This is a genomic window from Maribacter sp. (assembly GCF_039974175.1).
Taxonomy (GTDB): Bacteria; Bacteroidota; Bacteroidia; order Flavobacteriales; family Flavobacteriaceae; genus Maribacter_C.
The window spans coordinates 231,868-246,349 of sequence record NZ_JBDWJN010000010.1 but is presented as its reverse complement, the minus strand read 5'-3'; the positions used below and the strand labels follow the sequence as shown (position 1 = coordinate 246,349).

Here is a 14,482-nt window from a genome sequence, read left to right as displayed (position 1 = left end):
GGAGATTAGACCGATCTACCCGTATTAATAACATTGATGCCATTAAATCTAGAGGTAGAACTACCGTGAGAAACCGCGCTTATTTGTGGCGGCTGCCCCTTTCCGTCAAAGAATGAACCGAACAAACGGTAGTCACTCTGATCACATATTTTGGCGCACGAATTCCAGAATTCTTGCGTATTCGATTGATAAGCCACATCATTTAACATTCCTACAATTTCGCCATCTTTTATCTCATAAAATACGGTACCTCCGAATTGGAAGTTGTATCGTTGCTGATCTATAGAATAGGAACCTCTACCAGCTATATAAATACCTTTTTCGACATCTTTTATCATTTGCTGAACTGAATAGGGATCTTTACCGGCCTCCAACGAAATATTAGGCATTCTCTGAAATTGTACATCGTTCCAGCTTTGCGCATAACAACAACCATGAGATTCGTTCTGATCTATCATTTTAACCTGATCACGAATGGCTTGGTAATTCACCAAAATTCCGTTGCGAATGATGTCCCATTGTTTACAGGGCACTCCTTCGTCATCATAACCTACAGCACCCAATGAACCAACTTGAGTTTTATCTGCTACGATATTTACAATATCGCTTCCGTATTTGAAATCTTTTGATTCCCATTTGTCTATGGTAGCGAAACTAGTACCTGCATAGTTAGCCTCGTAACCCAAGACACGATCTAGTTCAGTCGGATGCCCTACCGATTCGTGTATGGTCAAACCTAGATGGTTGGGCTCGAGAACAAGGTCATATTTACCGGGGTCTACCGATTTCGCCGTCAGCATCTCTTTTGCTTGTTTGGCAGCAGTTGTGGCATCCTCAACCATGTCGTAGCTATTGCGATACAACTTAAGACCCGCAGCACCATCTAATTTCTCCGATGCCAATCCGTCCATATATTCGTATCCCATACCCATTGGGGCACTCATAGCCTGTCTTGTTTTAAATTTACCAGCAGCTTGATCAACCGCCGTAACGCCAAAAGTTGGCCAGATGCGATGCACATCTTGGTCGATATAAGACCCATCGGTCGAAGCGAAATACTTTTGCTCATTGACCATAAAAAGCGCAGAGTTTACAAAGTTGGCTCCATTGTCAAGGGCAGCAGCATTTGCACTAAGCAGTAAATCAACCTTTTCGGAAACAGGTACATCTTTAAAATCTTTCTTAATAGGTGTTTTCCAGCTAACTTCCCCTTGACCAGAAACCGGTGCCAATACAACCGGTTCTTTCTGGAATTTTGAATTCGCTTTAGCTATAGCAACGGCTTGTTTTGTAGCTTTTTGAATTCCTTCTTCTGTGACATTATTGGTTGAGGCGAAGCCCCATGTACCATTAGTAATAACACGGATACCTATACCAAAGGACTCGGTATTTACCACATTTTGAACCTTATCTTCACGTGTGAATACATATTGATTCAAGTACCTACCTATTCGCGCATCGGCGTAGGTAGCACCCATCGACTTTGCCGTATTAAGGGCTACATCTGCCATGCGTTTTTTTACCATAACATCCATACCAGGAGCTAGCAAAGCTTCGGCTGCAATAGCATTTCCCATCATGGTGGTGGGTAATAATAGAGCACCTGCCCCTAAACCGGACATTTGAACAAAATCTCTTCTTTTCATTTGTGTCTGTTTTTGATTTTAGAAAACCTCTCGTAATATAGTTAAAAGCATCAGTTCCACGAACTGAATACCCTCTTGTCTAAAAACTTTTAAGATAAATTTAAGAAGTTAAAAAAAGAAGTGCCAGCAGCGCATTCAAGCATCCCAGTTGTACTGGTGAAAACCTAGTGTTCGACTTCTGATGGCTACTGCCGCTATATATGCTCGGGCTGGAACATAAGAAAAGAGCTGCCAATGTTCTTTTTCTTGAGAATCCCATTGCGTATAGAGCAGCTCGGCCTGTTCATCATTTTCTAAAGAAACAGCAAACTGGTCTAAAGGAAACGAAAGACCACTTCCCTCGGCTTTGATAAAGGATTCTTTTCGCGTCCAACACCGATAAAAAGCGCGGGGTAAATCTTTTTTGGATTGCTTTTCTAAAGCTAGTATTTCTTTTGTAGAGAAGAAACTTTGTGCAAGTTCTAAAAGGTCGAAGTCATCTTTTATACGCTCGACGTCTATGCCGATTTCTTCATTTCTTACGAAAGCAAAGACGGCCATATTTCCAGAATGGGATATATTGAATTTTATAGCATTATCGTGCGATAGAAAAGGTTTTCCATACGGTGTATAGTCAAAATGAAGATCTTGAGGCTGCTGCTTACTGTAGCCCGCTAACAATAGCCTTAAAATCCCTCTAGATATAATGTAACACTCCTTGTCTCGGTCAAATTTGAATCTACCGCTTCGCGCTTTCTCGTCTTCTGAGAGCAAGGCATAGTAGGGCTCAAGCTTAGCTCTGTTTTTATTAAAATCACAATACCAAAAGTGTATTGTTTGCTCAGGAAGTTCTTGTTTCTTTAATTCCATCTTAGTGGTTAAATAAGAAATGGAGTTAGTTTTCTTTGGCGATAATCTTCATAATTGCCATGCATTTCAATCATCTTATTCCGAAAGGTGGGCTCCTCTAAAATTCTTGAAATATTGTGCTTTATTGTTGTACTATTATCTACATCTTTGTCGCCTCGAATGCCTATGCCATGGTAAGCTACTCGAGCGGCATTCCCATTTTGGTCAAAATACTTCCCGGAATACGCCAAAATAGGTACCGAAAAATGGAGACATTCATTGATACTATTTATTCCAGCATGATTAATACTACAATCTGCATTTTCCAGCACCTTCAGCTGCGGAACCCAGCTAAATAAAAATACGTTCTTAGGAATTTCTCCAAGTAATGCAGGTTCAATATTACCTCCCAAAGTCATTATCAAAAGCCAGTCATTTTGGCCACTTGCAGCTTCAATTACTCTTTTCAAAAAAGACACATCACCTTTTACAAAGCTACTCACCGAACAATAGATCAGTTTCTTATTTAATCTTTTTTTTATTGACAACACTTCGGCCAAGCGCCTTTCGGTCTCCTCATCACTGTGTACCCCTACTCTATTTTCAAATACCAAAGGACCGATATACCTCAAGTTCTTTTCGGGAGTATGAGGAAATTCCATCTCTTTCATAGCCATTGTAAGTATGGGTAAGTCTTTAAAGCTATACAGTGGCGGCAGCGTATTCAGCATCATTTTACTTCTCGAAAACCCAATTTCCATAGCATAATTCCTAAACACTCCTCTTCTGTAATTATTAAACCTCAGCTTGTTAATGTATAATCTACCATACACCATTAACCTCATCTTAATCCAAGCAAGCGAAATACCCAATTTACTGCCACTAAAACCTTTACCAGGAATGATTGCAGTGCGTATTGGTGGTAAGTTGATATCTATTTTATCTGAAAACCAAGTGTGAAATAGTACTACAGGCAGCTTTGACGCTAAGGCCGTGAAAATCAAATCATGCAATTCAACATCGACCAAAACCATATCAGGGTTAAGTTTGTCTATTATTTGTTTGTATTCGTCAAGATGTAATATTCGTTTTCCCCGGCGATAGTGTTTCCCTAAATTGCTAAAATGGAATTGGAATTTGTGAAACCAAGAGTGGCTTTTTGGTTGATTGACATCAATAAAATTGAAGTTTATAGCAGGAATTTCAACATAACTGAATCCTTGCTTTTTGATTTTCTTTGCAATTTCAGCATCACAGAGATACGTAAGGGTGTGGCCTTCGCTTTCCAATCTTGAGACCAACTCAAAGGTGGAATGAAGCCTACCCGTTAAATTCGGTGCTGCAACCGCTATATGCATCTTTCGTTTTTAGAAAAGTTTCCTTTTTAGATTGCAAATTCGTCAATTTTTGCAGAAACTGCCTTCACATCAGGTTCTTCAAATAAGTTTCTATGAATTCCTTTTGTACGCGCTACCTTAATATCGCCCGAAACAAGGGTCTTCCACGACGCGACAATTTCGGTATTTATACTTTCTTCCTCTTTCTCGGTAAGTATAATTGATACTTGACCCTTTACTGGGTTCCATTCGTAAACCTTGCAAATCTTTCCTAAGTTGGCGTTCATTTCAATTAAGGCTCTTTCTTCGGGGGTTGCATTCGCCTTTTTAAATTTCGATTTGTAATATACCCACCTTACCGCTATCATATTTGAAACGGTTTTAAAGGGGTTTTTCAAGGAGCGCTTAACAAATCCCTTGAAGCGCATCTTTAAGCGCTTAGGAGTATTCAAATTCCAAGGGTCGGCCATGGTGTCCATTACTATCAAATTGGCCAGCTGACCCTGCTCGCTTAACTGCTTCGCCAATTGGTGTCCGACTGCAACACTAAAACAGTATACCATAATATTGTAGGGGCCTTCAGCTTGTACTTTTCTCATGGCTTTCAAATAATCTGCAGCCATTTGCTCTATACTATGGTGAATATGTTGTTCGGCATATACGCCTGCGGCCTGTATCGCATATATGGGTCGATTTGAATCGATATGTTTGGTCAATACATTGTAAAAAAAGATGTGTCCACCGCCTGCATGAATACAAAATAACGGCTTCTTAGTTCCCTCTTTTCTCAGGGCTACCAAATAATCCCACTCTTCATTTGGCGTTTCCTTAGCATCTAAAAAAGACGCCAGTTTCGAAATGGTTTGATAATCGAATATTTGATTTGGTGAAAGTACCATACCCGCCTTTTTGGCCTTTGCAATGAATTGAATACTCAGAATTGAATCGCCACCCAGATCAAAAAAATTATCGTGCGTGCTAATAGTATCGATTTGAAGTACATCGTGCCACAGTGCAAGCAATCGCGATTCCAAATCATTCGCCGGCAAGACCAATTCATCAGAGCTAAGTGACAACTCTTCTTTACGTAACTTTTGAAGAGCAGCTTTGTCAATTTTCCCGTTGGGTAAGGTCGGAATCTCATTTACTAGTGTCATTTGGCTGGGAACCATATAATTGGGAAGGCGCTCCTTAAGGTTTGTTTTAAGTTTGGTGATATCTAAACTGCCATTTGAAGTGACATATGCCACCAGTCGTTTGCCTTGGTTGGCACCAAAAGTTTCAACTATTACAACAGCCTGTTTCGCACTCTCGTATTCTTCTATGGCCCTCTCAATCTCATCTAGTTCAATACGGTACCCCCGTATTTTAACTTGTTCGTCTGCCCTTCCAAAAAACTCTATCGTTCCATCGGGGCGATATCTTGCTAAGTCACCGGTCTTATACAGTTTGTCTTCAGGGGAATTTCCAAAGGGACTTTGTACATACGCCTTGGATGTTAAATCTGGTCTGTTGTAATATGCTCCCGCTAGCCCAACACCACCGACATATATTTCTGCCACAGCACCAACAGGAGCCAAATTCAGAGATTCATTCAGTAAATAAATAGCTGCATTTGCCACAGGTCTACCCAATGGAATGGTTCCAGTAGCATCTGCTTTTTCTACTTTATGAGCAATACACCAAACTGTAGCTTCGGTAGGGCCATACTCATTATAAAGAGCAACAGCATCGAATTTCTCAAAGTGGGCTGCACATACTAATGGTGGGCAGGCCTCCCCTGCAACCATTACAGTCTCCAAACTCTTTAAATTGGAAGTGTGACCATGCTCAAGAATCAATTTATAAAGAGATGGAAGCATTAACGTATGGGTCACCTTGTTCTCAAAAATTATTTCCTCTATTCGCGCGATATCTTGTTCAATGCGATTTTCTGCGATTACAAGGTTTCCACCAGTACAAAGCGTCCAGAAAATACCTGCTTTTGAGCTATCAAATGAAATAGATGACATCAACAAAAAGACTTCTGGGTTTTTATCGTAAAACTGCAATCTTCCTCCGGTAGAATTAATAATATTTTTATGGGTTATGGGCACACCTTTCGGTTTTCCAGTGCTTCCAGAGGTGTATATCATATAGGCCAAATCACTCTCCTTAACACTTGGAAGGTCAAGATCGGAGTTAGCATCGCTATCAAGTATGTCATCAACCGTAACAAGATGACTGTCAGAACTAGCGAATAGTTGATTGAGCTTTGATTGGGTTAGCACAACTTTTATATCGGCATCATTGAGCATAAAGTCGATTCGCTGCTCAGGAAATTTGGGGTCTATTGGCAGATATGCGCAGCCAGCCTTTAATATGGCCAACATCCCCATTATCATATCTAGCGATCGCTCAATGCACAAACCGACAATCTCGTTTCTACTTTGGGTTTTGGTCAAAATTGTTTTGGCCAATACGGTTGCCCTACTATTCAGTTCCTCATAGGTCATTTGGCCATCTAGGTAACTAATCGCCGTACGATTTGGATACTGCAGACCGATATCATTTATGATATCATGTATGCCGCTATAATTATCAAAAGGGTTTTCTAGTTTTGAATTCTGGGCATTAAAAAATTGATTTTCTTTTTCGGTTAACAAGGGGATTTCCGAAATGGATTGACTCTGGTCGTTAAGGATACCTTCTAAAAGATTTTTGAAATGTTCTTGGAATCTATCAATTGAAGATGCCTTAAATAAGTCACTGGTATACTCAAACGTAGAAGAAAGTATACCATCTTCTTCAGAAATGTAGAGCGTAAGATCGAACTTTGATACCCCGGCGTCGAAAAAACCATGGTGCAAGGAAAGGTCCGCACCAAAAGACGGTGTGTCAGGCACCGCATGGTATAAGAACATTACCTGAAAAAACGGGTTTATTGAAAGTGAACGTTCTTGTTTCAATTCCTTTACCAAGGTGTCAAACGGTACGTCTTTATTTGAGAACGCATCGAGCGTAGTTTGTTTTACTTGTTTTACCAATTCGTTAAAAGGCAAATTCGGAGCAAGTTCGGTACGTAAAACTAGGGTGTCATTGAAAAATCCAATTAAATTTTCTAATTCTGTTTGATCACGACTGGCGACTGGAGATCCAATTAAAATGTCTTTTTGACCACTATAGCGAAATAATAAAACATAGTAAACAGACAGCATCAAAACGTAGGGGGTAACCTCCAATTGCTTTGCTAAATCGAGCATGGACGCCGATAGTTCTTTTGAAAAAAATTGTGTTGTACTAGCTCCGCCTCTAAAACTTGGTTCAGCCGGTTTTGGAAAATCAACAGGAAGATTAATTAAAGGTATATCTCCTGATAATTTATCCTTCCAATAGTTCAATTGATTGGCATCAACCTCTTGATTTTGTTGCCAATACGTAAAGTCAGAGTATTGAATATTGGGGTTTAGCCTTTCAAGGGTGGCATTCGAACCTAACTTGTTATAGTAGCTCGCCCACTCTTTTCGCAATACCCCCATAGACCATTTATCAGTAGAAATATGATGCAATGTCAGCAACAAAATATGTTTGGTCTCATGAAGCTTAATTACAGACACAAGAATTAGTGGATGCTGCGAAAGATCGAACGAATATTGCGAGTCAGATAACAAGACCTTATGCGCTGTTTCATCTACCTCCTCTTCACTTAGTGCGCTAAAATCATGGGTAGTTACCTTGATATTGGCTTTGGAAGCAACTTTTAAGAAGAGCTCACCATCTGCCATATGATATGTCGAGCGCAGAATATCATGATTATTGCAGACCAATTCTAGAGCCTGGATAAGCCTTTCAACATTGAGTTTTCCTTCAAAAACATACCGCTCCGAATAATTGTAAAACGGACTATCTGGGTATAGCTGCTGTAAAAACCATAATCTTCGTTGCCCATGGGATAATGGAATAACGGCATCCTCCGGAGCTTTAGGTATCTTAGAGGAGCTAGCTTCAGTTTTATTCTTAGACTTCCATTGACTCAGCAAAGAAGCCTTGCCATTATGTAGTTCTTTTTCTTTTTCCAATATGCAAACTTTTATTCCAAAGGCCTTCTTAGTCCTAGCGCCCTTAAAATATCACCTCCAAAAGTTCGAATGTTTTCATCTAGGGGTAGATCAATGTCAAAGGCACGTTCAAATAACCAGTACAATGATATGACGATCAGAAGGGCTGACAAATACACTAGAAGTTTGGGGTACAATTTTAACTTTCTCAAGAAATAAAGCACTGGAAAAATAAGTGCAATTATAAGTACTTGACCTATTTCAACTCCGATGTTAAAGCCGAGGAGGGTAAGCGTCAGAAACTCACCTTTAAAGCCCAATTCACCCATAACACTTGCAAATCCGAAGCCATGAAAAAGACCAAATACAAAAGCAATTAACCAGTCTTTGCCTTTAAAGATGGGCTTTATATTATGATATGCTGCCAAACCAATAGATAAGGCAATTATAGACTCGACCAGTCTTGAGGGCAATACAATGATATTTAATGCTGCCAAACTCAAGGTAATGGTATGTGCAATAGTAAAAAAGGTAATTATCTTAATAATGTATAGAAACGCAGGCCGAAACTTTTTAACCGGTTCCCAGCCCCAAATAGCAAACTTTCGTTTACTGGCCGCCACATTTGAACCCACTTCAGCGGCTTGTGTGCGACGAACAACTGAGGGTAAAATCAAGGCGAGTAAAAAGAGTATATGGTCTAATCCGATCCAAATGTGCCAAATTCCTTGCTTAACCATTGCCACAAAGCCTTTCCACATCGATTTCTCGGTCAAATCTAGTGTTTTTGTGACCTTACCTTCCGTAAAATCAAGGGCGAACATGGTTTCATTGTTTACCAAACCGGCCTTCCAATTGTATTCCATTGTTAATAGATTACGCGTATTCGGAATCTCGTTGATAAAGGCGGAATAGGTTACGATCAAGTCGTCAGGCAATGTTTCGGAATTCTCCAAGTGAAAAGGCACCTTCACAAAATACCCAAAACTTGTCCAAACCATCGAAGTATCCTCATCAGTAAAAATAATGTTGTGATTACCATATTTTGACGAAAAAGAGGTCGTCTTTAAGAGATATGTCTTTATCATATCCATATGGGGTGCTACATCCTCCCATTTAGGATACTTTGGTAAGTTCAAACCAAATGCATCATTGAGTTGATTCACATTAATCTCAAAACGAGCGTCTATACCAGCCTCTTGGTATACTCGCATGTAGATGATACTTTGATTAGGTTGATGTGAAAACGTAAAAATAGGGAACAGCAAAGAAGCCCATAGAATGAGCAGAAGTAGTTTTTTCATAGTTTTTTTTTTATTTGAATCAAATAAAAAATAAATAGCTAGCAATTTAGGGCGGCTATTATTCCTTATAAAATTAGTCATAAAACAGACGTTCACGCAACGTTTTGGTATAGATAGAATCTATTGTCTAGCGAAATATGATAAAATTAACCAAATCAATGCTCAGGTGCGAATATCTTAAAACACAAGGTAAATATGGAATTATTTTAAAGTATTGATAGCAAAAATGTTAATTTTTCGATGATTGCACTAATAATGCTGTTTATTAACCGTTGTATTTTGGCGAAACTTGCTTTAGTTATCTTAACTTTGAAAAAAAAAAATTGCACATTATCTAGTCCGTATTGTCAACTAATTATGGGGTGCTACCCGTATATTAACTGTGACTTGATAACCAATTGCTCCAACCTAGATGAACGAAGAAATAGTAGCTTACATCAAGAATGAAATTACATCAGAACCTTTGCTAGAGATCAATTCGAGTGATAATCTTCTAGAGACTGGTATCGTAGATTCTATGGGAATGATGAAACTCATTCTCTTTCTTGAAAAGCAGTTTAAGAAGCGTGTTCCTGCAGAGGATATGACCATCGATAACTTCGAGACTGTAGAAAAGATAGCTAGTTATTTTTCAGCCTAGGCCCAAACTAATGCTATGGAAAAAAGAATTGAAAATGTTTTCCCGCTTACCCAAAGTCAATTACAACTATGGGCCGGTCAAAAACTGAATCCGAATATACCGCTTCATAATACTGCACATTCTTTTAAAATCTATGGAAAGATTGAGGAAGCTATTTTTCAAACTGCATTTCAAAAGTTAGTAGATGATGTAGATGCTTTACGCCTAAATTTTGGAGAAAAAGATGGGATTCCGTTTCAGTATATTACAACAAAATTAGTGCACGCGGCAGCTGTTGTTGATTGCACAGGCATGCAGGAAGCCGATATCCGCGATTGGATTCAAGCGCGGTCGCAACATATGCTAGAACTATCAACAAAAGCATTTGATACTGCATTATTAAGGTTAAAGGATGGAAACTACATCTGGTTTCTAAACATGCATCATTTAATTACTGATGCCGTTTCTGCTACCTTGGTTTTTAACCGGTTATCGGCTATTTATCAAAATTTAAAGAAAAACTCAACAATTGAGATAGCAGATTCTTCGAAGTTTCAATCCTATATCGAGTTTGAGAAAGATGCATTTTTAGATACTGATAATACCGATATTAAGACCTATTGGAAGGAGAAAGTCGAAACCACCAAAGGGCTTCCGGCCTTATACGGCGGTCCTTCTTATGATAAAACCACTGCTTCCACACGAATAGCCGTAAAACTTGGTACTGAACGTTGTCAAAAACTTAAGGTGCTAGCAGAAAATCCTGAAATTAAAGGGTGGACTCAAAACTTGACACTTTTCAATCTCCTATCAACAATCTATGCGTCGTTTGTCTATCGCATCAGTGGACAAAAATCTTTCGCATTTGGAGCTCCCATGCACAACCGTGCGAATAAATCCTTCAAGGAAACCGTAGGTCTGTTTATGGAAATATTTCCACTCTATGTGCGGTTTGAAGAGCATGACACGTTTTTTGACGTTTTGAACCGTATAAAATTAGAAAGCAATGACTATCTGCGTTATGCGCAACCGGGTATGGTGACACCTGAAATAGGTGGTAGCTTTAATAGCATTTTAAACTTTATTAATGCTAGTTTTTCTGATTTTGATGGAAACAAAGTACAATCGGAATGGATTCATCCAGGTCATATTGATATATCACATCAAGTGCGTTGTCATGTGGTTGATTTTGATAATACCGGAGAATTAGAGCTATTGTTTGATCTAAACCACAGTGTTTTTAATGAAAGTCTGATTGAAAAGGTACCTCAACATTTTTTAAATCTGATGGACTCATTTTTGAATGATATTCATACAGTTGTTGAAAAACCGAGTTTGTTAACCAAAGAACAAACTAAGAATAGAACAGATAATTTTACCCAAGTTTCTTCCCAGAACTTGGTAATAGACCAGTTTGCCAAGGTTGTAAAATCTGTATCCGCACAGCAAGCTATAAGTCGTAAAGGCGATGGCTACACCTATAAAGAGCTTGATGAAAAATCAAACCAGCTCGCCACTTTTTTAAAGAAATGTGGTATTGAAAAAGGCCAGAAGGTAGCAATTCATATGCATCGATCTATGGATTACATTCTTAGCGTACTAGCGGTATTAAAAACAGGAGCTGCCTTTATTCCTATTGCTTCAGATCAACCCGCTGAACGAATAAAATTCATCCTGTCGGATGCGGCTTGTGCTTTACTGCTCACCAATGCTGAGCTTGAAAAGCATATTTCTGCAGGCACAACTCCTTTGATAACCCTAGAAAAAATTCAGTCTGAAATCGATGAAACGAGTGCGGTAGACTTCAATGTTGCCATTCAACGAGAGGACCTCGCTTATATTTTATATACTTCCGGTTCTACCGGAAACCCTAAAGGCGTACTGATTTCGCACGGATCTTTGGCTAACTATCTATCATGGGCCAAGGTGTTCTATAAGACCGATACGCCCTTTGTTTTTCCCTTATTTACTTCAATTGGATTTGATTTGACCATCACATCCACATTTTTGCCTTTGATTAGCGGCGGTAAAATAGTTGTTTATAAGGAGAGTGGCAATGGTCCAGATATTTCATTAATGGAAGTATTGGAGGAGAACAAGGTCAACAGTATAAAACTTACGCCATCGCATTTGGCCTTAATTCAAGGAAATAATCATGTTGCCTCCGAAATCAAAACAATGATTGTTGGCGGTGAGGATTTTAAAACAACCTTAGCCGTAGACCTACAAGAAAGCTTTGGAGAGGATGTACAAATTTTCAATGAATATGGCCCCACCGAAGCTACCGTAGGCTGTATAGTTTCTCGATTCGATAAAGCCATACATACCAATACTTCGGTTGCCATTGGTTCTCCCATCACTGGTGTACAAGCCTATATTCTCGATGATTATCTGAACCTGGTTCCTGAGGGGGTTATCGGATCACTATATCTGGCGGGTGCAGGTTTAGCTCAAGGATATTTGAATTTGGAAGAATTGACGACAGAGAAATTCATTCAGAGCCCTTTTAACACGAGCCAGAAATTGTATCATACGGGTGATTTGGCTCGAATAAATGCTGTTGGAGAATTTGAATACTTGGGAAGACTTGACGAGCAGGTAAAACTTAAGGGGTTCCGAATCGAATTGACCGATATCGAAGCCAATTTATTAAAACACGAAAGTGTTGATAACACTGCCGTAGTTGTTATTGAAAATGAAAAAGCCATTCCTGAAAATGAAGTTGTCAACTGTTCCGAATGTGGATTACCTTCCAACTACCCCAATACCGATTTTGATGACAATGGGGTATGCCACGTCTGTAATGCTTTCCAAGGATACAAAGAAGAAGCGCAGAAATATTTTAAAACCGAAGATGAGTTGCGCAATTTATTGATGTCGAAAAGAGGGCAAAGTCCAAACTACGATTGTATTTCACTCTTAAGTGGTGGTAAGGATAGCACCTATATTCTTGCTCAATTAATAAATATGGGGTTAAAAGTGTTGGCCTTTACCTTAGATAATGGATATATCTCTGACCAAGCAAAGGGTAATATAGATCGCATTGTGAGTAAATTGAATGTAGATCATGTCTATGCTACTACCGAACATATGAACAAGATTTTCGTTGATAGCCTTCACCGCCATCATAATGTTTGCAATGGTTGTTTCAAGACTATCTATACCTTGGCGACCCAAATCGCTTTAGAGAGCGAAATACCTTTTGTAGTCACCGGCCTTTCTCGAGGTCAGTTCTTTGAAACTAGATTGACTGAAGAATTATTTTGGGATAAGAATGCAGATGTTGCCAAAATTGATGATACTATTCTCGAAGCACGGAAGCTTTATCATCAGGAAGAGGATGCTGTAAAAGATCTAATGAATGTTTCTGCTTTTAATGATGACGAAACGTTCAATAAAGTTCAATTCGTTGACTTTTATCGCTATAGCGATGTCAGTTTAGAAGAAATGCTTGTGTTCTTAAAAGAGAAAGTTGATTGGGTAAGGCCTACGGATACAGGTCGTTCTACCAATTGCACCATAAATCAGTTGGGGATTTACGTTCATAAAAAGGAAAAAGGGTATAGCAATTATTCTTTTCCGTACAGTTGGGATGTTCGAATGGGTCACAAAACACGAACAGAAACGCTTGAAGAAATTAATGAGGTGATTGATGAAGTCGAAGTGAAGCGTATCATGCAAGAAATAGGATATACGGAATCAAGCGAAAGCGAACTAGAACAAAAACGATTGGTTGGTTATTATACCGGTAAGCAAAAACTTAGTTCGATAGATTTGACAAATCATTTAAAAAAAGAACTTCCTGCCCATATGATACCAACTCATTTCAAATATTTGGATGAGTTGCCTTTGACTTCAAATGGAAAAGTAGATAAATCTGCATTAAAAGCCTTAAACAATTCGCAGCTCGAGATGGAAACTCCCTTTGTTGCTCCCCAAGGTGAAATCGAAGTTCTTTTAGCATCTATTTGGAAAGAGGTTCTACGATTGAAACAGGTAGGGGTTCATGATGATTTTATTGCATTAGGAGGCCATTCTCTTGCTGCAATTCGCGTTACGGCACGAATTAACGAGGAAGTCGAAATGAAGTTTCCCTTGAACAAAATATTCGAACTGCCAACGGTTTCAGAATATGCAAAATACATAGAAGCAACGCTTGTAGCACTCTTGGAAGAGTAACTCATATGCAAAAAGGATTCTTAAAAGGTTTAAAGCCACTTATTGTTCAACGACTAGCATTGCTGATCGGCATTTGCTATTTGATGAATCCGCTGCACCAACAAATTAATAGCGTTTTTCATGAAGTTTCGCATGCATTGGAAACTCCTGACTATATCATGTCTCATAAGTCTGCAACCTTGGCGCATGAATCACACAGCCACAATGACTATCAGATTGATACGCTGCAACATGAGCACCTATTAATTGACTTTATTGATTCTTTGTTTGCGGCTTCCGATGAAAATGATGGATCTGACGATTCGGTGTTAACCCAAATTAAAATAGATAAACATATTACTACATATCAGTATCACCTCCAAAAGGAGTTTAATTTTCGCCTCTTACAAAAATTTTGGATGGCTCTAGAAAAATCAGAAACAGGATATTTATCAAGGTTGAAAGAGCCTCCACAATACTACCTTATCTAGAGCGTCAAAATATACCAGCACGCGCTCTTTGGGTGCCTATACCCTCTAACCTAATATCAAAT

Annotated in this window: 8 protein-coding genes; 3 read left to right on the top strand and 5 right to left on the bottom strand. The window is 39.0% G+C overall.

What is annotated here, in order from left to right; all coding sequences use genetic code 11:
* Nucleotides 1-5 precede the first annotated feature (5 nt).
* The 5 genes from ABJN95_RS10090 to ABJN95_RS10070 all read right to left on the bottom strand — a co-directional run bounded on the left by ABJN95_RS10090 (nucleotide 6) and on the right by ABJN95_RS10070 (nucleotide 9,152).
* The gene (locus tag ABJN95_RS10090) at nucleotides 6-1,646 is read right to left on the bottom strand and encodes a TldD/PmbA family protein (protein ID WP_348370271.1); all 1,641 of its coding nucleotides are present in this window, start codon (nucleotides 1,644-1,646) and stop codon (nucleotides 6-8) included.
* A gap of 135 nt (nucleotides 1,647-1,781) precedes the next feature.
* The gene (locus tag ABJN95_RS10085) at nucleotides 1,782-2,495 is read right to left on the bottom strand and encodes a 4'-phosphopantetheinyl transferase superfamily protein (protein WP_348370270.1); all 714 of its coding nucleotides are present in this window, start codon (nucleotides 2,493-2,495) and stop codon (nucleotides 1,782-1,784) included.
* Nucleotides 2,496-2,503: 8 nt separating this feature from the next.
* Entirely contained in the window at nucleotides 2,504-3,832 is a 1,329-nt protein-coding gene (locus ABJN95_RS10080; protein ID WP_348370269.1) for a glycosyltransferase, read from the bottom strand.
* 26 nt (nucleotides 3,833-3,858) lie between these two features.
* Nucleotides 3,859-7,869: an amino acid adenylation domain-containing protein gene (locus ABJN95_RS10075; protein ID WP_348370268.1), complete on the bottom strand. Its 4,011-nt coding sequence runs from the start codon at nucleotides 7,867-7,869 to the stop codon at nucleotides 3,859-3,861.
* Nucleotides 7,870-7,880: 11 nt separating this feature from the next.
* Entirely contained in the window at nucleotides 7,881-9,152 is a 1,272-nt protein-coding gene (locus ABJN95_RS10070; RefSeq protein WP_348370267.1) for a HupE/UreJ family protein, read from the bottom strand.
* 412 nt (nucleotides 9,153-9,564) lie between these two features.
* Here ABJN95_RS10070 and ABJN95_RS10065 point away from each other — a divergent pair, with 412 nt between their 5' ends.
* Genes ABJN95_RS10065 through ABJN95_RS10055 form a run of 3 tightly spaced genes read left to right on the top strand, consistent with a single transcriptional unit; the run spans nucleotide 9,565 to nucleotide 14,420 of the window.
* Complete coding sequence (locus ABJN95_RS10065; RefSeq protein ID WP_348370266.1) at nucleotides 9,565-9,792, top strand: phosphopantetheine-binding protein; 228 nt, start codon at nucleotides 9,565-9,567, stop codon at nucleotides 9,790-9,792.
* Nucleotides 9,793-9,807: 15 nt separating this feature from the next.
* Nucleotides 9,808-13,950, top strand: coding sequence for an amino acid adenylation domain-containing protein (locus tag ABJN95_RS10060; RefSeq protein ID WP_348370265.1), 4,143 nt, complete (start codon nucleotides 9,808-9,810; stop codon nucleotides 13,948-13,950).
* 5 nt (nucleotides 13,951-13,955) lie between these two features.
* Nucleotides 13,956-14,420 carry a hypothetical protein gene (locus ABJN95_RS10055; RefSeq protein ID WP_348370264.1) on the top strand — a complete coding sequence of 155 codons (465 nt, stop codon included), beginning with the start codon at nucleotides 13,956-13,958 and terminating at the stop codon, nucleotides 14,418-14,420.
* The last annotated feature ends 62 nt before the right edge of the window (nucleotides 14,421-14,482 follow it).

What these genes read in the sequence shown, in the direction of transcription:
- ABJN95_RS10080 (WP_348370269.1), bottom strand. Translation starts at nt 3,832, where the DNA reads ATGCATATAGCGGTTGCAGCACCGAATTTAACGGGTAGGCTTCATTCC.
- ABJN95_RS10060 (WP_348370265.1), top strand. Translation starts at nt 9,808, where the DNA reads ATGGAAAAAAGAATTGAAAATGTTTTCCCGCTTACCCAAAGTCAATTA.
- ABJN95_RS10070 (WP_348370267.1), bottom strand. Translation starts at nt 9,152, where the DNA reads ATGAAAAAACTACTTCTGCTCATTCTATGGGCTTCTTTGCTGTTCCCT.
- ABJN95_RS10065 (WP_348370266.1), top strand. Translation starts at nt 9,565, where the DNA reads ATGAACGAAGAAATAGTAGCTTACATCAAGAATGAAATTACATCAGAA.
- ABJN95_RS10055 (WP_348370264.1), top strand. Translation starts at nt 13,956, where the DNA reads ATGCAAAAAGGATTCTTAAAAGGTTTAAAGCCACTTATTGTTCAACGA.
- ABJN95_RS10090 (WP_348370271.1), bottom strand. Translation starts at nt 1,646, where the DNA reads ATGAAAAGAAGAGATTTTGTTCAAATGTCCGGTTTAGGGGCAGGTGCT.
- ABJN95_RS10085 (WP_348370270.1), bottom strand. Translation starts at nt 2,495, where the DNA reads ATGGAATTAAAGAAACAAGAACTTCCTGAGCAAACAATACACTTTTGG.